The organism is Bacillus sp. PDNC022, assembly GCF_016919285.1.
GTDB lineage: Bacteria > Bacillota > Bacilli > Bacillales > Bacillaceae > Bacillus > Bacillus safensis.
The window spans coordinates 1,105,118-1,125,603 of record NZ_CP070345.1; the positions used below are offsets into that span (position 1 = coordinate 1,105,118).

Sequence of the window (20,486 nt, forward strand, 5' to 3'; positions counted from 1 at the left end):
ACCACTATTCGGATGGTTTATTTTAGTATCTCTTTATAAAAAGGATACGCCATTTCAAGAAGGCGTATCCTCTTTCATTTGAAGATCGTGACTTTTAATGGTCAGCAGATCTTTTTTATCATAATGATCCACAAGAAGCAGTCTCATCGCCTGGGTTCGTATGGCTTTTTCAATGGTGTTTCGCACAAACCGGCCGTTGCTGAATTTTGCCGGGCTCGTGGTACTTTTAATGTGCATTAAATAATCCCGCAGCTTCCATTCAGCTTCTTGGGTAAAAACATATTCCCTGTCCGCCATCATTCGTTTAGCAATATCCATGAGCTGATCGACTGTATAATCAGGAAAGCTGATGTTGATTGGAAATCTTGATTGCAAGCCGGGATTTAAAGAAAGAAAATGTTCCATTTCCTTGGAGTAACCTGCAAGAATGAGAATAAATTCGTGCTGTTTGTCCTCCATATGTTTTACAAGGGTATCTATCGCCTCTTTTCCAAAATCCTTTTCTCCTCCGCGCGCAAGAGAATAGGCTTCGTCAATGAATAAAATACCACCTAGTGATTTTTTAATTAAATCCCTTGTTTTTTGCGCTGTATGACCAATGTACTCCCCAACAAGATCACCGCGTTCTGCTTCAATTAAGTGACCCTTTGAGAGCACATTCATTTCAAAGAAAAGCTTCCCGACAAGTCTTGCAACTGTGGTTTTCCCTGTGCCTGGATTTCCTTTGAACATCATATGAAGCGCTTGTTTCCCTACCTTTAACCCTTGTTCCTGCCGTTTTTGATTAACAAAAATCCAAGCATAAATCTCTTTTATGTTTCGTTTCATTTCATCCATACCGACAAGGCTGTTCATTTCACGCTCTATTTCCCGTAAGATGCTGTGTTTTGCCTCATTTTTCTGCAAGGCTTCTAGGTATTCTGCCTCTGAGTCTGCATCAACCAATACTTGCTTTTGTCCGTTAAGTATAATATTGATTTGGCCGTTGTTTTTATATGTGACAGCTCGCTCCAACGTATTCACCTCTCGCTCTTCTCTCTTTATTCTATTCGGGTGGAGCTGTAATCGTGACAATCGCCCGCCTAAGCCCAAGTTTGCTGTCAAAATGACCCGAGATACCGAATATTGTAGGGATTTCTGCGGTTTCCCAGGAAATGATGTGCTATTTCCATTGTATTCATCCCTTTTGGGCGGACAAACCAACAATTTGCTTTTTCTTAGAAAAATGTAGCTTTTTGATCACAAATCATGCAGAAAAGAGTCTCAATGATTTCCGCATTTTGTACAGGCAATTCTTCTATTTTCTCATAAAATAAAGACGAGGTGATGAATAGATGGTGAAAATTTTTATTGATCCTGGCCACGGAGGAACAGATTCTGGAGCTAGTGCTAATGGACTTTTGGAGAAAAATATAACACTTCAAATCGCGCTTTTATTGAGAGACATTTTGATTAGTGAATATGATGGGGTTTCTGTCCGCTTAAGTCGTTCAACTGACCAATCCGTCACTTTGTCCCAGCGTACGAATGCGGCAAACAGCTGGGGAGCTGACTATTTCGTGTCTATTCATATTAATGCTGGCGGGGGCACAGGGTTTGAAAGCTATGTGTATCCAGGCGTTTCAGCACCGACCACCACGTATCGCAACGCCCTTCATGATGAAATTGTCCGCTCGGTTGATTTTGCTAACCGCGGCAAGAAAACTGCGAACTTCCACGTTCTTCGAGAAACTTCTATGTCCGCTATTTTAACAGAGAATGGTTTCATTGATACGGCAGCTGATGCTAATAAGCTCCGTAACGCAACCTTCCTTCAAGGCATCGCTCGCGCTCATGCAACTGGTCTTGAAGAAGCCTTTCAATTGAAAAAAAAAGCAAGTAATCTTTATAAAGTGCAGGCAGGAGCTTTCAAGGTGAAAGCCAATGCGGATGAATTAGCAGCCACACTTAAATCCAAAGGCTTTGACGCGTTTGTTGTATTAGACGGCGGCATGTTCCGAGTACAAGCCGGGGCTTTCCGTACAAAACAAAATGCAGATGACCTCGTCGCAAGATTGAAGCAGGCCGGTCACGACGCATTTGTTTTCCAATAAGCTAAAGCTGTTGTAACGAAACAAACCGGCTCAAGTCTTTCGCTGAGCCGGTTTGTTGTGTATTCATTTACGCTAGGATGTTGACGACAAATTGAGACCATGTTTCAAGACGATCGAAGTATTCAGGCTTTTTCAAATCGGCTGCTTTCATCCATTTTCCTGAGATTTGATCTGTTTCTTTTACTTCCACATGAGCACCCGGAGATAGCTCAAGCGCTGATAACAGCCCGATGTGCACACGGCCGACACTGTTGTCATCGTCATTGATTAATCCAAGGGTTTTCATTTCAAGTTTGTCTTCTTCTTGAATAGAAAGTTCTTCGTCCAGCTCACGATCCGTATTTTCTTTTAGAATCTCAGCAAAGTTTTTTCCTTCGATGAAATTCATATGCCCCCCAAAGCCAAGAGATAACTTATGATGTAAGCGAGTCTCTCCTCCGCCTTGAAGTCTTTCGTATACATACACTTCGTCCTCACGCTTAATCACGACATAAGGAATTGGCTGCTTGAAGTCAGGGTTTTCTTCTGCATCGCCTCTTCGCATTTGCTCGAAGTGCTCTTCGATTTCTTTCATAATTGTGCTGATTGCTTTCTCTTCACTGTTCACACCATTAAACGCAAGTGTTTCGTTTTGGAACACGCGTGCGCGTGGTGCAACTAAAATAATTTCGTCCATTTTTCCCATGTTCGGTAACCTCCAGTATGTAACTAACACATTGTTAGAAATGGCAAAAAGCCAAAACGAGTGATGCGTTTTGACTTTTATGCTTTCCTTATGATTCATCTCCAAAGAAGAAGTCGTCATCTTTTAATGGCTCAACTGTTGCTTTTTTGTAGCCGTTCCCTTTCATTGAGAAGAAGTCATGCGACTTTGTTTTTGTATTGAGTCCATTCAATACAATTGGGTTGATCTCTTCTTCTTCAAAGTAAGGGGCAAATCCAAGGTTCATTAACGCTTTATTGGCATTGTAACGAATGAACTTTTTCACATCATGCGATAAATTGACTTGGTCATAAATATCTTCAGTGTAATGAAGTTCATTTTCATAAAGCTCGTTTAAAAGGTCAATAGAGAAATCATATAGCTCTTTTTGCACTTCAGGTGTTTGTTTGTTGTAAATTTCTTGTGCTAATAATCCAACGTACACACCGTGAATCGCTTCATCACGCAAAATTAAGTTGATGATTTCACCACTTTGCATGAGCTTTCCTTGCCCATAGAAATAAAGCGGGTAGTAAAAACCACTATAAAATAGGAAGCTTTCTAAATAGACAGAAGCAACCATTGCTTTAAAGAGAGAAATAGGATCGTCCTTTTGAATCGAACGGTATAAACTGACAATCATATCTGCTTTCTTTTGCAGGAATTTATTCTTCTTGACCCATTCAAACACTTCACTGATCGTTTCAGTTGGTGCGAGTGTCATGAAGATATTTGAGTATGATTTCGCATGCACCGCATTTTCCATCATTGCCATAAAGTTGAGTACAGCTTTACGCTGATGGCCGTCCACATGTTCAGCAACAATCGGCATCCCTGTATTTCCTTGTTCTGTATCAAGTAAAGTCAGTCCAGCAAGTACCTTCATGTACGTATCTCGCTCTTTTTCACCTAAATATTTCCATGTTAAGAGATCTCCGTTTAAGGAAATCTCTTCTGGAAGCCAGAACTGCTTCACATTTTGGTTGTAAAACATTTGTGTAAAATCGTCTTCGTGTTTTGACCAGTTGGCTGCATCATAAATTTTTGTCACGTTAAACTCTCCTTTAATCAAACAACACAAGAAAGACAGCCTTCCTGCCCTGTATCCTTCGTTCTTGCATAATAAAGTGTCTTAATGCCTTTATGGTGTGCATAAAGATCGATGCGGTTTAAATCACGCGTTGTCATCGTATCTTTCAGGAATAGTGTAAAGCTGATTCCTTGATCGACGTGCTGTTGAATTGTTGCGATCATATCGACCACTTTAAACATGTCCATATCGTACGCTTCTTTATAGAAGAACCAGTTTTGTGCTGAAAGACCTGGCATTGGGTAATAGGTTTTGCTATTGCCGTATGTTCTTTCTTCGATACGTTCCATAATTGGCATAACAGAGGCTGTTGCCGATTGAACATAAGAAATGGAACCTGTTGGTGCAATACATAAACGATAGCTGTGATACATGCCGTTTTCCGCTACAAATTCTTTGAGTGCGGCCCAATCTTCTTTTGTTGGAATGTGCATGCCTTCAAATAGTGCTGCTGCTTTTTCTGTTTTTGGTGTGAAATCATTCTCCACGTATTTATTGAAGTACTCACCAGTTGCGTAGCCAGAGCCTTCATAACGATGGAATGTTTCTCCTTTTTCTTTTGCAATCTCACTTGAGCGTTTAATTGAATAATAGTTCACCATCATAAAGAACGTATTTGCAAAATCTCTTGCTTCTTCACTTTCATAGGCAATTTGGTTTTGAGCTAAATACCCGTGAAGGTTCATCGCGCCAAGTCCGATTGACTTCATCGCCTTGTTCGCTTTACGTACAGCTGGTGCATTGCGAATGTCTGTTGTTTCAGACACAAGCGTTAGTGAGTCTGTTGCAAGTTTGACTGTTTTTTCGATCGATTTGTTTTTCATGACATTCATGATATTTAATGAACCAAGGTTACAAGAAATATCAAGACCGATTTCATCATCTTGATCATAGTCCGTGTAAGAAGAAACTTCTGAAGCCTGAAGCACTTCTGAGCAAAGGTTTGAGAATTTCACTCGTGAAATATGGTTCAAGGCATGCTCTCTATTTACATTGTCTTGGAACATGATATATGGATAGCCTGATTCTGAGCGTAGAACAGCCAATTTTTCAAGAAGCTTTCTCGGATTGACTTTTTCTTTTTTGACTTTCGGGTTTTCAACAAGCTCGTCATACATTTCTTCCATATCCATCTCATCAAGATGCTGTCCATATTCTTTATAGACTGTGTGCGGATAGAAGGTGTAAGCTGTTTTATCTTCTCTAGCAAGCTCGATAAATTTATCCGGGATGACGACTCCAATGGACAGAGTTTTCACGCGAACATCTTCATCGGCAGAGATTTTTTTCGTATCTAAGAAATCATTGATATCTCTGTGGAAAATATTCAGGTAGGCACTGCCTGATCCTTGTCTTTGCCCCATTTGATCTGCATATCTGAATGCATTATCAAGAAGCTTCATCACGCCGACGACACCTTTTGTCGCGTTTTCTACATCTTTGATTGCTTCGCCTTTTGCACGAAGTTTTGACAGGTTCAAACTGACGCCGCCGCCTAGTTTTGACAGCTGCATTGAAATATCAATCGCTCTTGAAATATCGTTTAGTGAGTCATTTACTTCAAGCAAGAAGCAGCTCACAAGCTCACCGCGTCTTTTACGTCCAGCGTTCAAGAAGGTTGGTGTACTTGGCTGGTACTCTTGATTGATCATCAGTTCTACAAACTCAAGTGCTTTTTCTTTATCTCCACCCGCAAAGAATAGTGCTACAACTGAAATGCGGTCTTCATAGCGTTCAAGGATTTTCTTTTTATCATTTGTTTTCAGTGCATAGTCATTGTAAAACTTAAAGGCACTCATAAATGATGGGAATCTAAATTTTTTGGCATATGCAGCTTCAAAGACTTCTTTAATATCTGCCATGCTGTATTGTCTTAAAAATTCTTCCTCATAGTAGTCGTTTTCTATTAAGTAATCAATCTTCTCTTCTAGATTGTGAAAAAAGACCGTGTTTTGATTAATGTAATCTACGAAATAACTATGTACAGCTTCTTTGTCCTTATCGAACTGAAACTTTCCTTCTTTTTGAATCATAATCTCGTTATTTAATTGTATCCACTTTGGAACCTGATTTTGTGACAATTCTTTCTACCTCCTGTGTAAACAATTCAACATCCCTTTTTGTTCCGCTTAGTTCAAAGGTGTGCAAAATAGGAACTTGATATTGTTTAGAAATCGTATCGGCGCTTTTTGCAAAATTATCTCCCCACACTTTGTTGCCACTCACCGCAACACCTAGTAAAAGGTGAGCATTTTTCTCTAAAAAGGACTGAGTGGTACTAGGGACTTGTCCAAATCCTGTCGTAAAGGTGACGAGAATAAACGGCGTATCCAAAAACTCTTCTCCAGTCAATTTTCGTTTGTCTGTAAAAGGGGTCTTGTCCAAAAAGCGTTGAACATTTCCTGTTTTTGAATCAAATACGATTTGAATCAATTCCATCACGACCTAGTTTTTAGTATTGTTGATCATTTCGTTATTCACTATATATAGTATACTATGTTTTTTCAAAACACAACATATAGATGTTCGAAACGAAAAAAATCAACCAACCCGGCCGAACCTTCATAGCCGAACTCGTACGTTCAAATAAATAGAGCAGAACAGGATCTAAAAATAGACTGCTCTACTCCCTATTCAACTGAAACCGAAATCTATCATAACACGAAAAAAAATCGCTTAGTAGACTAGACTTTTTGTTTTATTTTTTGTAGGCATCGCACTGTAAATCTTCTGACACTTCTGTAATTTCCACTTCAACACCTAATTCTTTTAGCACCGCTTCAAGCGCAGAGACGATTGAAGCTTCTCTCACTAATTCTTTCCCATTTACAGAAACACTCGTTCCATATTCGAAACAGGAATCGTCTTCACAAGTTTGTTCCCAATGATTAATTTTAATTTTATGTGTCATGAACTCATCCTTTTCTGTCTAGATGTCTGATGCATGATTATAGTGTAGCGGCTTCACATTCATTTGTAAATTTACGTGCTTACTCTTCTTCATCAGAGCCATCATATTCTTCGTCGTCCCATTCATCTATGTATTTCGTTGTCACGAGAGTCAGCTCTCCTTCTTTTTCATCAAACCGGTACACATGTACTTGATCATCTTTCACAACAGCAAAATGATTATTTTTTAGTGCAGCAGATGATGATAAAATTCCATCTACATTTTCATGAGAATGATTATTCCAACTTTCTTGTCTCGTTTCAATGTTTGAGATAGCGCACGATCCAAACAAGACAACAATTCCAATCAAAAGGAGGATCACTCTAATCCTTCTTAATTCAAGCTCTGCATTTTCCATATAAATCCCCTCACCCTTCTAATATCCAATAAGGAATTATACGAAAAATTGGCAGAAAAGTTTCATTGCATACAAAATAGCCCCTCTGCACTGACAAAAAACGTAGCGGGTTCCGGCCGGTTTATTCGCAGATGCATGGGGCTATTTTAAATACAGCATATCCTATTCTAATTCTAGATTTACATTCTTTTGAGGTGCAAATGTAGAAATGGCGTGTTTATAAATAAGCTGCTGCTTCCCTTCTGTTTCAAGCAGCACCGTGAAATTGTCAAACCCTTTCACTTGACCGCGAAGCTGAAAGCCATTCAGTAAGAATACTGTGACAAATGTATTGTCTTTGCGGATCTGATTCAAAAACTGCTCCTGAATATTAATCGGTTTCATGTTTCGTCCTCCTTGATTCTGATAACTACAGTTTCGCTTTAAGTCCAAGCTTTCCTGCTATATATGCGAAAATTTCCTCTTTTTTGTCCGAAAAGTGGCAAGGCGGTGTCATATCAAACCAAGTGACCGCCATTTTATTACGGAACCACGTGAACTGACGCTTCGCATATCTACGGGAATTTTGCTTTAATTGCTGGATGGCTTCATCAAGTGAGCAGTCACCTTGAAAATAGGCATACAGCTCTTTATAACCAATGGCTTGAACAGACTGACAATCCTTCAAGCCAGATTGATAAAGTGCTCTCACTTCTTCAATTAAGCCTTCATCTATCATCATATCAATTCTTTGATGAATGCGCTCGTACAAAAGCTCTCGATCCATTTTCAGCCCAATGAAGGCTGTATCATAAAGAGGAACTTCTTGATGCCCGTTTTGCATCTCCGACATTTTCTGACCTGTTGTATGGATCACTTCAAGCGCCCGGATCACGCGGCGGACGTTATTCGGATGAATAGCGTTTGCAGCATCAGGATCTACTGCCTTTAGCTTTTCGTGCAGCAAAAGCGCACCATGCTGCTGTTCAAACAGCGCCATTTCTTCTCTAAAAGCAGGATCACTTTTCTCATCCGTAAATGTGTAATCATATAAAACAGATTGGATATAGAGGCCAGTTCCGCCGACAATCATTGGCGTTTTCCCTCTAGCAGCAATCTCTTTAATTTTCATACGGACCAGCTGCTGAAATTCAGCTGTCGAAAAAGATTCGTCGGGCTGTTTAATATCAATTAAATGGTGCGGGATGCCATTCATTTCTTCGGGGGTGATTTTAGCTGTTCCGATGTCCATTCCTTTATAAATCTGCATAGAATCCCCGCTGATAATCTCTCCATTAAATGCTTTGGCTATATCAATGCTCAATTTGGTTTTGCCGACAGCCGTCGGCCCTACTAACACGATGACTGGCTGCTTCGCTTTATTCATAACATCACTCACTTTTACAAAACTGCCTACAGTATAGCATAACTTTTCTTACTCTCCTATATGCTGCCCATCACCAGCCAAGCGGTTCATTTCCAACCACTTCATATGTTTTTCCTTTTAAACGATGCTTATGGGTTGGCCGCTTCTCATCTGGACTATAGACGACACCTCCATATGGGATGGGTACAGAATCGAGATAGGCTGAATAGGTGACTTCCTCGATCTCGTGATAATGTGTTCCATCCACTCTTGGAATTGCAGGCCCTGTGACCCCGTAATACCTGTGGAAATGCCCTCTTTCAAAGGAGGTGATTCCGCGATAAAAATGAGTATGCCCGTCGGTACTGCTTCCATTCACAGGCTGAGAAATACCTTCTATTAAATGATAATGCTCCTCTGTTACATCCGTACGCGCTTTATATGCATGAGCATGCGGCGGACACTTTGCCCAATCAGATGGATACAGGCCCATTTTTGACATTCCTCCTTATATTAGGCGTTCACCCAAACATATGTAGGCCAACGGAATACACTGATTTCAGTTACAGTGATTTTATGAGAAAGGAGCCTCTTATTATGAATTATTTTGATACACCTCCAGTTATTGAAGAAGACATGAGAAGACCTTTTGGTTTTGGATTTGGACGCCCTGGCTTTGGGTTTGGGAGACCAGGGTTCGGCTTTGGGAGACCTGGATTCGGCTTTGGACGCCCTGGATTCTTTGGACCTCCATTTTTAGGTGGTTTTGCTGGAGGCCTGCTTGCTGGATCTCTACTTGCGCCAGGATATGGCTATGGATATGGATACCCTTATCCGCCGCCATACCCGCCATATGGACCATACCCTTATTATTAAATATGACGTTTAAGCGAAAACATCCGTTCATAAAATGAATCGATTGACACACTCTTTTTTCATGGGTTAACATTTACTTTACCGACTGTTCAGTAAAGTAGGTGTTTTTTTTATGTCTAAAACCAAAAAAGAGCAAATTTTTGATGCAGCTGCCAGCACAATTTTAAAAGAAGGATTAAGCCAGCTCACCCTTCAGCAGGTTGCAGAGCATGCAAATATGACCAAAGCTGGTCTGCTTTATCATTTTTCAAGCAAGGAAGAGCTCATCCAACAAATGAATGAGCACGCGATTCTTTGTTTTCGTCAGCAGCTCGAGACGTATCAAGAAACATACAAACACGAAAAAGCGCCTTATGTACGCGCATATATATTGGCCACATTACATGATTTAGATATGCAGCATACAACCCAGCTATGTACAAGCATGCTGGCTACCATGTCATTTGATGATGCGCTGCTGCAACCTTAGCGTGATTTTTATGCGGAGTTCAAAGAAAAAGCAGCTGAGGAAATAAACGATCCTGCACTGAGTCAGCTGATCCGCCTTGTATGTGATGGGATATGGTTTTCAGAAATGTTTCAGCTTGAACCGCTGAAAAGAGAGGAAAAAACCCTTTTACTTCATCGGATTTTACACCTATTAGAGGAGGGGTGATCATGATCCTCGGATATCTTTTTTTGGCTGTTGCCATTTTTTCAGAAGCTATTGGCGCCGCGATGTTAAAATTATCAAATGGCTTTACGCGCTGGAAACCTAGCGCTGTCGTTGTGGCTGGCTATACACTTGCTTTTTATATGCTGTCATTGACACTGAACATCATTCCGCTTAGCATGTCTTATGCAACTTGGTCTGGGGTTGGTACGGTCCTCACGGCTATTTTTGGCGTGCTCTTTTTCAAAGAAACCTTGAACCAAAAAGCAGTCATTGGGATGACGATGCTTGTCTCAGGTGTCGTACTATTAAATATGTCATAAAGGATGTGAGAGATCATGAAAGGAATGCTCTACTTAACAGGAGCGATTTTAACGGAGGTTTTTGGCAGTACAATGCTGAAGCTTTCTCAAGGCTTTTCGCAGCTGCTGCCGAGTATTGGGGTACTGATCGGATTTGGCTGCGCCTTTACTTTCCTCAGTTTGGCACTTAAAACCATTGAGCTTTCGTCTGCCTATGCAACCTGGTCTGGCGTTGGAACAGCACTTACTGCTCTTGTAGGACTTGTGCTGTTTAACGAAACCATCAGCACGAAAGGCTTCATCGGCCTTGCACTTGTCATCTGCGGCGTGATTGTCTTAAATCAGTCCAAAAAGCAAAAGAACGAAACCAAAGCACAACTCGATCAAACCGAATGGACATCATAAAAAAAGTCATTTTCTCCATATTTCAAGAGAAAATGACTTTTTGGTTTTAACGGCCGACTTGAATGGTTTCTTCTAAGATAATGTTCACATTACCCTGAACAGCTCTTGAGATCATACATGAGCTTTCGGCTTTATGCGCAAGCTTACGGGCCAGCTCAATTTCATGTGCGGAAGCGGACTCTTTAAGGGTGATGACAGGTCGATGAATAATTTCCTCATAAGTAAACACACCATTTGTCACATCTACGATGGCTTCAGAGCTCATCGACAGATCCTCTTTTTCTAATTGACTCCGCTCCATCATGGCTGCAAGCGTAATGATATAACACGTAGCCGCTGCACCTAAGAGCATCTCATCTGGATTGGTTCCCACACCAGGACCGTCCATTTCCTTTGGAATCGAAATCTTTGTTTTTAATTGTTCACATGCGATTGTACCCACATCGTTACGCAGACCAGGCCAGCTTGCCTGAAGATGAAAATGATGACGCGCCATATCCGTCTCTCCTTTTGTTATCACTGTTCATAGTGTAACAAGATTTCCCCTGCTTGTCTTAACATGTGCACAGCCCTTATGTATATTCTTCATCCAGCACTGTCCGAATTGCCCTGACATAACGATAGAACGCCTCGTTTTTTGTACTTGACCGCCTCCGAAAGTCGAAACTGTCAAATAAAGCTTCACGCTGACTTCTACTAATCTCAAGCTGCACACTTTGCCCTGTTTTTGTAAGATTATTAATATTATGATTGCTTGTCCCGCTCAGGGTTGCGTGTGCGACAGCCAGTTCAGCAGAAAACCCGTTCCGCTCTAATGAGTTCACAATTTTCTCTGCTCGGTCGTAATCTGTTCCGCCGACGAGAGTATGGTCAATCCCTTCCTCGCCTTTGTATCCATGCACGGCTAAGATGTAATCATGTGCTTTTGCCTGCGCGACGCCGATTGGCTCATCAAAGTTTGTACTTGTAATATGAAGTTCTGATGCATTCTCTCTTAGACCTTCAAATAAATACGTCGAAAAATCGTTGTCAAAAAAATGGACGATCTCGCTCACGCCGCCTTCGATTCTCCCGCCATGAGGCGACATCACAAGAAGGCGGCTGCCGGGCACTGGGTTGGCTGTAATGTTGTAGCTGCTTGTTGATTCGTTTTCTTCCAGTTCTTTAAAATTTCGATAAATATCATTTGAACCGCTTTCGTCTTCCCCACCTGATGACACTGGCTCATCATGTTCCTGTGCTTGCATGGTATAATAAACGCCCCATCCGATCGCAAGCAGGAGAAGCAAAGCAAAAAACTTCTTCATTCCCGTTCTCCTTTAACAGATTTCTAAGCCGTTTCTATGATTTATATTGAATCATCATTTCTTATCATTTTTTCCACATTTTCTCTTCACGTTTGATCATAACACTCTAGATCATGAGATTCCTCAAAAATAAGATAATTGCATTTATATACACAGAAACGCCTGTCGTCTTTGAAAACAGAGTTAGAATAGTATGACAAACAAATGACGTTATGTTTAATATGACCTAGTCCTATCCAGTCTGTTTTCTTTAATTCGGCTTTTTTTGATAAGGATTTGATTTTTTTCATCTGTACCGAGTCACATTTATATGAGCATTGACCCTGTCTACACCCCTCCTTTTTCTGCAAAATGCTTTGTTTCACTGATTCTCTCAGAAGAACTCTCTCACCTAACATCGGCAGTTTCTACATGATTTCCACCTTTTTCTATTATTTTACAAAATGTAAGCGCTTTTCTTTTTTGAAAGACATAAGCAAGCCGCCAATATGAAGAAAAGGAAGGACAAGAATCCGAACCAAGCAGTTCACATTCTCATAATGTAAGAGTGTACGAGAATGGATAGCTAGAATGGAGGGCATCACATGTTTGGATTTTCTATGGTGCAAATGGTCAGAACACATGCTAGTAAACTCGATCAGCCTTTAAGAGAGACCGTTCTTCACCTTTATAAACCTTTTAAATGGACGCCATGCTTTCTTCATCGTTTTTTCGAAGGCAGACTGAAGAAGAAAAAGAAACTTCGTGTGATCATTGAATTTAAGGAAGGTGCAGCTGAAGCAGGGATTCAAAGCACAAAACAGCTCATGAAAAAAAGCAGAAAAACAAATATAAAACGACATTTCTCACATATCAATTGCTGCGCTGCTGATCTAACACCTGCTGCCTTAGAGGATTTATTAGCAAACGGTGAGCATATTCGCAAAATTTATTTAGACCGGAAAGTTCATGCGCTGCTAGATGTAGCCACACAAGCAAGTCATGCTGAAGAAGTCATCCGAAACGGGACAACTTTAACCGGGGAAGGTATTACGGTCGCTGTCATTGACACGGGAATCTATCCGCATGAAGATTTAGATGGAAGAATTCGTGATTTTGTGGATTTAGTCAAACAAAAAAAGAAGCCTTATGATGATAATGGCCACGGTACTCACTGCGCGGGAGATGTCGCTGGAGATGGAGCCGCCTCAGACGGCTTATACAAAGGGCCTGCCCCAAAAGCAAATCTGATTGGCGTGAAAGTGTTAAATAAACAAGGGGCTGGATCACTTTCTACTATTATAGAAGGGGTTGAATGGTGCATACAGTTCAACGAAGACCACCCCGATGATCCGATTCATATTATCAGTATGTCGCTAGGCGGCGCTGCCCAGCGTTATGATGATGAACAAGACGATCCAATGGTGCGTGCTGTCGATGCTGCTTGGGATCAAGGCATTGTTGTATGCGTCGCTGCTGGAAACTCCGGTCCTAACAGCCAGACGATTGCAAGCCCTGCTGTCAGTCAAAAGGTCATTACGGTCGGAGCCTATGATGACCGGAATACACCAGAATCAAGCGACGATATCGTGGCACCATTTTCAAGCAGAGGGCCAACTGTTTATGGTGAAGCAAAACCTGATATCCTCGCACCAGGAGTAAACATCGTTTCTCTCAGATCACCAAGATCCTTTCTGGATAAACTCGATAAATCAAGCAGAGTCGACGATGATTATACAACGTTATCTGGCACATCGATGGCAACACCGATTTGTGCTGGTATTTGCGCTCTACTGTTAGAGCATTCACCAGATTTAACGCCGGATGAAGTCAAAACCCTGTTAAAAGAAAATACAAGCAAGTGGTCTGGGGATGACCCGATGATTTATGGAGCAGGTGCAATTGACGCAGAAAAAGCAATCAAAGAATAAAGAAAAAAGCCCTTTACGCTTATGCGTAAAGGGTGTTGTTTGTCTCGTTTTTAAGTGTGAAGTCTTTCATCTACTTGAGCAGCTGACATGTTATGCTTCGTTCTCATACATCTCATCTCCTTTTTGAATGTGCGTACGCGCTTCGATCACAATCTCAAAAAAAGTGGAGGATTCCTTGTACATGTCGCGTTCCTTATAATAATTAGCCGCATCAAGTGCTAATTCCTCTAAATCAGCAAACATTTTTTTATTTCTCAGACCAAAAAGTGCTGACCTCAATTGCTCACAGCCGTCTTTCTCTATATAGAGAGCTTGCAAAAATTGGAATTTCAATTGATAAATTTCATCTTCCAATACATAAGCCTCGTTCATTCCTGTAGATATGGCCTCGCCTGCCCGCTTGATATCTCCGAGTTTAAAACAAGTGAGGGCAAGTGAAAACAACGATTTGATCATCGTAGATGCTTGATCTTTCTGATAAAGTGAAATGGCTTGTTCAAAAAAGACAGTCGCTGTATGGTATGTTCCCATACTATAATGACAAGTGCCTAAGTTATTAAGAGCCATCGCTTTAAAGTAAGATGTGCATTCTTTTTGTTCCATCGCTTCACAGACCTTTAACGCTTTTTCTAAATAAGGAAGCGCTTTTTGATATTGATTGACATCAATCCAATTACCTGCCATGACAAAATCACATTGAATGCTTCTCTTTCCATAAAGCTGATGTTTCTTATAGATGTCTCTCGCCTTTTTAGCATAGTGCATGGAGAAATAGGTTTGTTTCATATGATAGTATACTTCTGCGATTTTATAGTAAAATTCTGCTTTTTCAATCTCATCTGTCACTAAAATCAGTTGATGTTCCGCATGCTTGTAATATGAAATGGCCTCGATATACCGGCGCTGGATAAACGCATACATTCCATGAAAAAAATGAAAATAATAGCCGAGTAAGCCTGTCATCTCATCTTCTGCATCGTCAATTTCTTTAGGAAAGGACACTGCTTGAAGCGTTTCACTCCCTGCATGGACTGGCGCTAAGTGCTGAAGCATCATTTGATGGCGAAAATCCATTAGAGAATAATATAGGAGTAAATCTTGATCCTCTTCCATATCATGAATTTCTTCTTCAACAAGGCGCTTCATGCCGTTAGCCTGTTCAACTTCAAATTTGCAAATATGCGTGTACCATTGATTGATCTTTACACCTACTTCGGAAGATGGTATTTTGTGTGCCATCCACTTCAGCCCCATTCTATCATATCAAACTGATAACTATTATTTTACATAATTTATGTTTTCAAGGCAAATTGTAAGTTATTACATATTTTATGTTCAAATCGCATATTCCTATCTTTTTTACCAAGTTTAAATAGAGTACTTTTGCCCATCAAAACTTTTTTTAAGAAGACGGATCGAATTCTCTTAGTACTTCTTTTAACGCATTGGTATAACGTCTGAATGCTTTTTTCTTTCCTTTTCTCGTATCAAAATTGTCAAAAAAAGCTTCTCTTTGCGCTGTACTAATTTCTAGCTGAACACTTTCACCACTCGCATTTTGATTATTTATATTTTTGGGATCTGTACCAGAAAGCCGTTCGCCTTTTTGTACCATTTCTGCGGAAAATCCCCGATCTTTTAGTTCTCGCACTACCGCTCTTTGCATTTTTTCATTTGTGCCGCCAACGAGCGTGTGTCTTTTATCACTTTTATAGCCGTGGATGGAAATTGAAAAGGGATACGTTTTAATCATTTGAACCAAAATGGGTTCATCAAAATTGGTACTCGTGATATGCAGGTCCCGGTTATTGTCTTGCTTCGTACCTTCAAACAAATACGTAGAGTACCTTTCTTGAAAGGCTTCTACAATTTCACTTGTTCCTGGTTCAATTTCACCTCCATGAGGAGAAAATACAAGTAAATCACTTCCGCCCTTTTCGTGAAATTCTATTTCATAACCGTCTCTTTCATATCGCATGAGCTGTTTAAAGTTTTCATATTGATCGCCTTGTTTTCGCTCTTTTTGATACTTTTCTACCTCTTGATGATGCTGCTTTTGCTCTTTTTTTTCTTGAACAGAATGGCTACATTTCACCATTAAAAGAGCACACAGGATTAGAAAGATGAATCCACATATTAGTAGCCTTTTCATTTCACCGCTCCTTTTTTCTCTTAGGTGTCATCTTACCGCAATATTTTACTATTAATGGCTTAGAAAATTCAAAGGTTGTACGGCTCATTTGAATGAATCAGGAGAACTTACCTGTTTTTCATATCACCCTAGGTATTTCAGAGGTCTTTGAATTTTTGTTGTGCACATAAAAACTAAATCGTATGACCTCATTTCAATTTTAGTTAAAACCACCTACAAAAATGGCAATATTCCTCTTTTTTCAAACAAAAAAGCTGTAAACAAAAGGAGTGTCCCCTTCTATTTACAGCCAGTCTCTGTATATCATCATTATATTCTTAATTCATTTTCTAAAGCTGACATTACTTCATCTTGCGTTAGTCCCTGTGCAAGTGAAATCTCGCTCACTAACATGCCTCTTGCATCTTCAAGCATCTTCTTTTCACTTGAATTCAATGCTTTCTTCTGATTTCGTCTCATTAGATCTTTGACAACGTCTGCACCATCTTCGATCGCACCTGTTTTTAGCTTCTTCAGATTTTCATCATATCTTTGCTTCCAAGTAAGCGTGTCGTCGTTTGTTTCTTCTGCAAAATTGTTCATCACAACTTTCAGCGTTGCTTGATCTGCAACCGGACGTATACCTAGTTGATTGATTCTGCCTTTTGGGACCATCATCTGCATATTCGGCATTTGAATCAGAAAATATTCCTGCGTCTTACCTAAAATCTCTTTTTCTTCCATTCCTTCAATCACACCGGCTCCATGCATTGGATAAACAATTTTATCACCTATTTGAAACAAATCCGCCACCTCCGAAAGTATTCACAATATCATTATAACACATTTCATCAGAGGATAAAAATTTATATTTTATCATGTTATTTTAGCACTAGTCAATTATTTTTATTTGAATTATTTCAGAAAAAGCCTTTTTTTACAAAAGAAGCGAGAGCATCCAGTCCCCATGACTCTTTCTTGCATATACTAGCATTGAGTCACATTTAGGAGGGATGACAATGTGCAAATGCAAGTGCAAACATTCCCACTCACACTGCCATAAAAAGCATGACGATCATTGCCATGAGGATCCATGTAAAGAAAAAAAGTTTCATCATAAAAAAGATAAATGGTTTGAGAGCGATTTTTGGGATACCTCTCGAAGCTACGATCCCTGTTATTTTCCTAAAAGTGTCTGCAGCAGATGTAAAAAGCGTCGTAGAAGAAGACATCGCTTCGAAATTTAAGGCTTGACGCTTTACCTGCTTTTCCTTTTCCCGGCTGAAAAGCCGGTTTTTTTTCTTTCATATGGATAGGCTCATGAAGCAGTTCTGTCTCATAGGATATGGCAACCTGACATAAAGGATGAGATATACATGAACGATATGAACAGCCAAATGAATCATTATCACCAAGAAAATCCCTATCACACATTTGAAAATGTGTATACAGCCAATCATGAGCATATGATTGCGCCAAACATGCATGATCATATGAATATGCCAAACCATTATCATAGCGGCAAAAAAGATGTGTATAACGCGCACCATCCACATCATCATTCACCCTATTCAACGTTTCCAAATCAGCATGATTACTTTTCAAAGCATATTCCAATGAAGGATCACCATCATCTAGGCCATTATGGTGGATATGGGATGATGCCACACCATCCATACGGATATCAAGATATGCACCACATGATGATGCCAACAAACCAGCAAATGGCAAGCCATTATTACGGAATGAATCAACCAAATGCGCTATTTCCCCGCTATTACTAAAGAATGACAAAATAAGGGTACAATATCCCATTTAATACCATATGGTAATATGGTAACATTATAGGTAAATAATGGGTGTAATCATCTATTATTTACCTATATTCAACAAGGGGGAAGGAAAAAATGAAAAAAACATGGACGATTTTTATGATGGGGATGCTCACATTGGTTATGGCGCTGTCAGTACCGCTTTCTGCATCTGCTGAGGAAACCGGCAAAGCAACAACCAATGCAAAACCAGCTGCACTTTACGCAAAAATTACAGGAGCAAGTAAGCAGGAATGGTCTTTTTCTGACATTGAGCTGACGTACAGCCCAAATTCTGTTCTAAGTCTTGGTGCGGTTGAGTTCACTCTGCCAAAGGGTTTCCAAGCAACAACTAAAGACATTATGAACGGCAAAGCATTAAAAGACAGCTATATTTTGAACAACGGACAAACAGTTCGTATTCCGCTCAGACTGGATTTACTTGGAATTTCCAAATATACATTAAAGCTTTCACATAAAGTACTTCCTGCTGCAGGTACATACACGTTCCGTGCAGAAAATCGAGCAATCAGCATCGGTTCCACATTTTATGCAGAAGATACGATTGATATTAATACACGACCAGTTGTGGTCACACCACCAGATCCTTGCGGATGCTAAATAAAAAAGCGCTCTTTTAAGAGCGCTTTTTTATATCACATCACCCGTTTAAACATTTTCTCCATCTCATATGTCGAGTGGTGGATGATGATCGGCCGGCCATGCGGACAGGTGAATGGGTCCTTCGTTTGCCGGAGTTCATCTAATAAAGCTTTGATTTCATCATGACGCAAATGACGATTTGCTTTGATTGATCCTTTACAGCTCATCATAATTGCCGCTTCTTCTCTCAGTTTCTTGATATCAACACGCTTTTCATTAAGCACTTGCTCTATAATCTCTTCGATCAGTTCAGCTTCTTCACCTTTTGGAAACCACTGCGGATGCGACCGAACGATGTAGCTTCCTGAACCAAAGGGCTCTAAGAAGACCCCCACTTTCGCTAGAATATCCTTATGCTCTTCAATGATCAGCATATCATTTTTAGAGTAGTGAAATGTTAAGGGGACGAGCATTTCTTGCACTTCCTGTTCGATCTCTCCCACCTTCTCACGATAATACTCATACTTGATTCGCTCTTGAGCTGCATGCTGGTCGATGATATAAAGCCCTCGTTCATTTTGGGCCAAAATATATGTGCCATGCATTTGCCCAATTGGATACATCACAGGGACGCGCTCATTTTCAGGAATCGTTTCTGTCACTTCTTCGTGCAGTACCGTCTCTTCAAGTGAAGCCGCTGATTCCTCTAAATGAACACGCTCAGATGAGGTTTCTTCATAAAATACTGGTGATGATGCTTCTGTCTTCTCTTGTTTAGGCATTCGGTATGCATCGGTATGACTTGTCTCATATACGACCGACTCGTGCGGCTCCGCCTGATAGGTTACTGGTGTTTCCGCTGGGCTTGAGTTCCTTTGTTTCGCATCAAAGGTTAAGGATTGCTGCTCATTTTTCACAGCTGGCATTGGTGCTTTTTTTGGTACTGAAGCACTTGGAATGAGCTGCTGCTTTTGAAATACTTCCTTAATTCCTTGTTTAATCAGTTCATGAAGTTCCTGCTCTTTACTTAGCCTCACTTCAAGCTTCGAAGGATGAACGTTCACGTCGACTAAAATTGGATCCATCTTCATCTCAATAAATGTAATTGGATGGCGGCCAATCGGAAGCAGCGTGTGATATCCTTCATGGATCGCTTTCACAAGCGGAAAATGTTTGACATATCGACCGTTTACAACAGAAGACATATAATTTCGTGATGCCCTCGTCACTTCTGGTAAGGAAATATACCCTTTCACTTCAAAATCAAGTGATTGTACGTGAAGCGGCAGCATTTTTTTGGCCACAGCTGTCCCATAAATGGCTGCTAGTACATGACGCACATCTCCGTTTCCATTTGTCTGAAGCAGGACTTTCCCTTGATGACGCAAACGGATCGATACTTCGGGATGAGCTAGCGCAATTCGATTGACTACATCCGATATATTGCCAAGTTCCGTATGAACGGTTTTCATGTATTTTAGACGGGCTGGCGTATTGTAAAATAAGTTGGTGACCACAATCTCGGTGCCGCGGCGGCCAGAGGTTTTTTTCTCTGAAATGATCTTCCCGCCTTGCAAAGCTAAGTGTGTCCCAGCTCCTTCGCCAGTACTTGTTTTCATTTCTAGATGAGAGACGGATGCAATACTTGGCAGCGCCTCTCCTCTGAATCCGAGCGTTCTAACACGAAACAGATCATTTTCATCTTTGATTTTACTCGTTGCATGGCGCTGGAAGGCGAGCTTACAATCTTCAGCATCGATTCCAACACCATTATCAATAATCCTTATAGAAGAAAGACCTGCTTCTTCTACATCAATTTCAATCACTGTACTTTTTGCATCGATCGCATTTTCCACAAGCTCCTTTACAACAGAAGCCGGACGCTCGACCACTTCACCTGCAGCAATTTTATTGGATAGGTCATCGGATAACTGAATAATCTTTGCCATT

General features: G+C 40.5%; 25 protein-coding genes. 9 read left to right on the plus strand and 16 right to left on the minus strand.

Annotated features, from left to right (window positions below; genetic code table 11):
- Positions 1-54: 54 nt before the first annotated feature.
- A complete protein-coding gene (spoVK, locus tag JVX94_RS05840) occupies positions 55-1,014 on the minus strand; it encodes a stage V sporulation protein K (RefSeq protein ID WP_048239875.1) in 960 nt (319 codons plus the stop codon).
- Between the two features lie 320 nt (positions 1,015-1,334).
- Here spoVK and JVX94_RS05845 point away from each other — a divergent pair, with 320 nt between their 5' ends.
- Entirely contained in the window at positions 1,335-2,093 is a 759-nt protein-coding gene (locus JVX94_RS05845) for an N-acetylmuramoyl-L-alanine amidase (RefSeq protein ID WP_095408571.1), read from the plus strand.
- 67 nt (positions 2,094-2,160) lie between these two features.
- Here JVX94_RS05845 and JVX94_RS05850 read toward each other — a convergent pair whose 3' ends face one another.
- The 9 genes from JVX94_RS05850 to JVX94_RS05890 all read right to left on the minus strand — a co-directional run bounded on the left by JVX94_RS05850 (position 2,161) and on the right by JVX94_RS05890 (position 9,032).
- Positions 2,161-2,778, minus strand: coding sequence for a hypothetical protein (locus JVX94_RS05850; RefSeq protein WP_205184910.1), 618 nt, complete (start codon positions 2,776-2,778; stop codon positions 2,161-2,163).
- An 88-nt stretch (positions 2,779-2,866) separates the two neighbouring features.
- Entirely contained in the window at positions 2,867-3,847 is a 981-nt protein-coding gene (gene nrdF, locus JVX94_RS05855; protein ID WP_034662137.1) for a class 1b ribonucleoside-diphosphate reductase subunit beta, read from the minus strand.
- Between the two features lie 17 nt (positions 3,848-3,864).
- A complete protein-coding gene (nrdE, locus tag JVX94_RS05860) occupies positions 3,865-5,967 on the minus strand; it encodes a class 1b ribonucleoside-diphosphate reductase subunit alpha (protein ID WP_048239869.1) in 2,103 nt (700 codons plus the stop codon).
- Positions 5,927-6,319, minus strand: coding sequence for a class Ib ribonucleoside-diphosphate reductase assembly flavoprotein NrdI (gene nrdI, locus JVX94_RS05865; protein ID WP_008360380.1), 393 nt, complete (start codon positions 6,317-6,319; stop codon positions 5,927-5,929). Before nrdI ends, nrdE begins: the two co-directional genes overlap by 41 nt.
- A gap of 265 nt (positions 6,320-6,584) precedes the next feature.
- Positions 6,585-6,797: a hypothetical protein gene (locus JVX94_RS05870; protein ID WP_003212415.1), complete on the minus strand. Its 213-nt coding sequence runs from the start codon at positions 6,795-6,797 to the stop codon at positions 6,585-6,587.
- 79 nt (positions 6,798-6,876) lie between these two features.
- Positions 6,877-7,194 (minus strand): YmzC family protein, encoded by a 318-nt coding sequence (locus JVX94_RS05875; RefSeq protein WP_203129836.1) that lies wholly within the window; start codon positions 7,192-7,194, stop codon positions 6,877-6,879.
- 162 nt (positions 7,195-7,356) lie between these two features.
- Positions 7,357-7,578 (minus strand): RNA chaperone Hfq, encoded by a 222-nt coding sequence (hfq, locus tag JVX94_RS05880; RefSeq protein WP_024424088.1) that lies wholly within the window; start codon positions 7,576-7,578, stop codon positions 7,357-7,359.
- A gap of 25 nt (positions 7,579-7,603) precedes the next feature.
- Positions 7,604-8,560, minus strand: a complete 957-nt coding sequence (miaA, locus tag JVX94_RS05885) for a tRNA (adenosine(37)-N6)-dimethylallyltransferase MiaA (RefSeq protein ID WP_111292936.1) — start codon at positions 8,558-8,560, stop codon at positions 7,604-7,606.
- A gap of 70 nt (positions 8,561-8,630) precedes the next feature.
- Entirely contained in the window at positions 8,631-9,032 is a 402-nt protein-coding gene (locus JVX94_RS05890; RefSeq protein WP_095408568.1) for a YmaF family protein, read from the minus strand.
- A 104-nt stretch (positions 9,033-9,136) separates the two neighbouring features.
- Between JVX94_RS05890 and JVX94_RS05895 the strand changes: the two genes are divergently transcribed.
- The 5 genes from JVX94_RS05895 (at position 9,137) to erbB (ending at position 10,774) form a co-directional block, all read left to right on the plus strand.
- Positions 9,137-9,415 carry a spore coat protein gene (locus tag JVX94_RS05895; protein ID WP_095408567.1) on the plus strand — a complete coding sequence of 93 codons (279 nt, stop codon included), beginning with the start codon at positions 9,137-9,139 and terminating at the stop codon, positions 9,413-9,415.
- 112 nt (positions 9,416-9,527) lie between these two features.
- On the plus strand, positions 9,528-9,884 hold the full coding sequence (locus tag JVX94_RS05900) for a TetR/AcrR family transcriptional regulator (protein WP_240193807.1): 357 nt from the start codon (positions 9,528-9,530) through the stop codon (positions 9,882-9,884).
- Between the two features lie 57 nt (positions 9,885-9,941).
- Positions 9,942-10,070: a hypothetical protein gene (locus tag JVX94_RS19560; protein WP_240193829.1), complete on the plus strand. Its 129-nt coding sequence runs from the start codon at positions 9,942-9,944 to the stop codon at positions 10,068-10,070.
- Positions 10,071-10,072: 2 nt separating this feature from the next.
- The gene (gene erbA, locus JVX94_RS05905) at positions 10,073-10,390 is read left to right on the plus strand and encodes an SMR family multidrug efflux transporter EbrA (protein WP_095408565.1); all 318 of its coding nucleotides are present in this window, start codon (positions 10,073-10,075) and stop codon (positions 10,388-10,390) included.
- A 15-nt stretch (positions 10,391-10,405) separates the two neighbouring features.
- Positions 10,406-10,774: an SMR family multidrug efflux transporter EbrB gene (gene erbB, locus JVX94_RS05910; RefSeq protein ID WP_048239858.1), complete on the plus strand. Its 369-nt coding sequence runs from the start codon at positions 10,406-10,408 to the stop codon at positions 10,772-10,774.
- A 46-nt stretch (positions 10,775-10,820) separates the two neighbouring features.
- Here the strand turns inward: erbB and JVX94_RS05915 are convergent, their stop codons facing one another.
- Both JVX94_RS05915 and JVX94_RS05920 read right to left on the minus strand, forming a co-directional pair.
- Complete coding sequence (locus tag JVX94_RS05915; protein ID WP_144470584.1) at positions 10,821-11,270, minus strand: OsmC family protein; 450 nt, start codon at positions 11,268-11,270, stop codon at positions 10,821-10,823.
- Positions 11,271-11,346: 76 nt separating this feature from the next.
- Positions 11,347-12,081 (minus strand): poly-gamma-glutamate hydrolase family protein, encoded by a 735-nt coding sequence (locus JVX94_RS05920; RefSeq protein WP_144470582.1) that lies wholly within the window; start codon positions 12,079-12,081, stop codon positions 11,347-11,349.
- 584 nt (positions 12,082-12,665) lie between these two features.
- Between JVX94_RS05920 and JVX94_RS05925 the strand changes: the two genes are divergently transcribed.
- On the plus strand, positions 12,666-13,991 hold the full coding sequence (locus JVX94_RS05925) for a S8 family peptidase (RefSeq protein ID WP_205184911.1): 1,326 nt from the start codon (positions 12,666-12,668) through the stop codon (positions 13,989-13,991).
- 90 nt (positions 13,992-14,081) lie between these two features.
- Here the strand turns inward: JVX94_RS05925 and JVX94_RS05930 are convergent, their stop codons facing one another.
- The 3 genes from JVX94_RS05930 to JVX94_RS05940 form a co-directional block, all read right to left on the minus strand.
- A complete protein-coding gene (locus tag JVX94_RS05930; RefSeq protein WP_095408560.1) occupies positions 14,082-15,230 on the minus strand; it encodes a Rap family tetratricopeptide repeat protein in 1,149 nt (382 codons plus the stop codon).
- 163 nt (positions 15,231-15,393) lie between these two features.
- Complete coding sequence (locus JVX94_RS05935) at positions 15,394-16,143, minus strand: poly-gamma-glutamate hydrolase family protein (RefSeq protein ID WP_095408559.1); 750 nt, start codon at positions 16,141-16,143, stop codon at positions 15,394-15,396.
- A 309-nt stretch (positions 16,144-16,452) separates the two neighbouring features.
- Positions 16,453-16,926 (minus strand): CarD family transcriptional regulator, encoded by a 474-nt coding sequence (locus JVX94_RS05940; protein WP_048239848.1) that lies wholly within the window; start codon positions 16,924-16,926, stop codon positions 16,453-16,455.
- Between the two features lie 572 nt (positions 16,927-17,498).
- On the opposite strand from JVX94_RS05940, the gene JVX94_RS05945 reads away from it, so the two are divergent.
- Together JVX94_RS05945 and bslA are read left to right on the plus strand one after the other, a co-directional pair.
- A complete protein-coding gene (locus tag JVX94_RS05945; protein ID WP_205184913.1) occupies positions 17,499-17,906 on the plus strand; it encodes a hypothetical protein in 408 nt (135 codons plus the stop codon).
- Between the two features lie 123 nt (positions 17,907-18,029).
- A complete protein-coding gene (gene bslA / locus JVX94_RS05950) occupies positions 18,030-18,554 on the plus strand; it encodes a biofilm surface layer hydrophobin BslA (RefSeq protein WP_095408556.1) in 525 nt (174 codons plus the stop codon).
- 35 nt (positions 18,555-18,589) lie between these two features.
- Here bslA and mutL read toward each other — a convergent pair whose 3' ends face one another.
- Positions 18,590-20,485: a DNA mismatch repair endonuclease MutL gene (gene mutL / locus JVX94_RS05955; RefSeq protein WP_205184915.1), complete on the minus strand. Its 1,896-nt coding sequence runs from the start codon at positions 20,483-20,485 to the stop codon at positions 18,590-18,592.
- Position 20,486 lies beyond the last annotated feature (1 nt).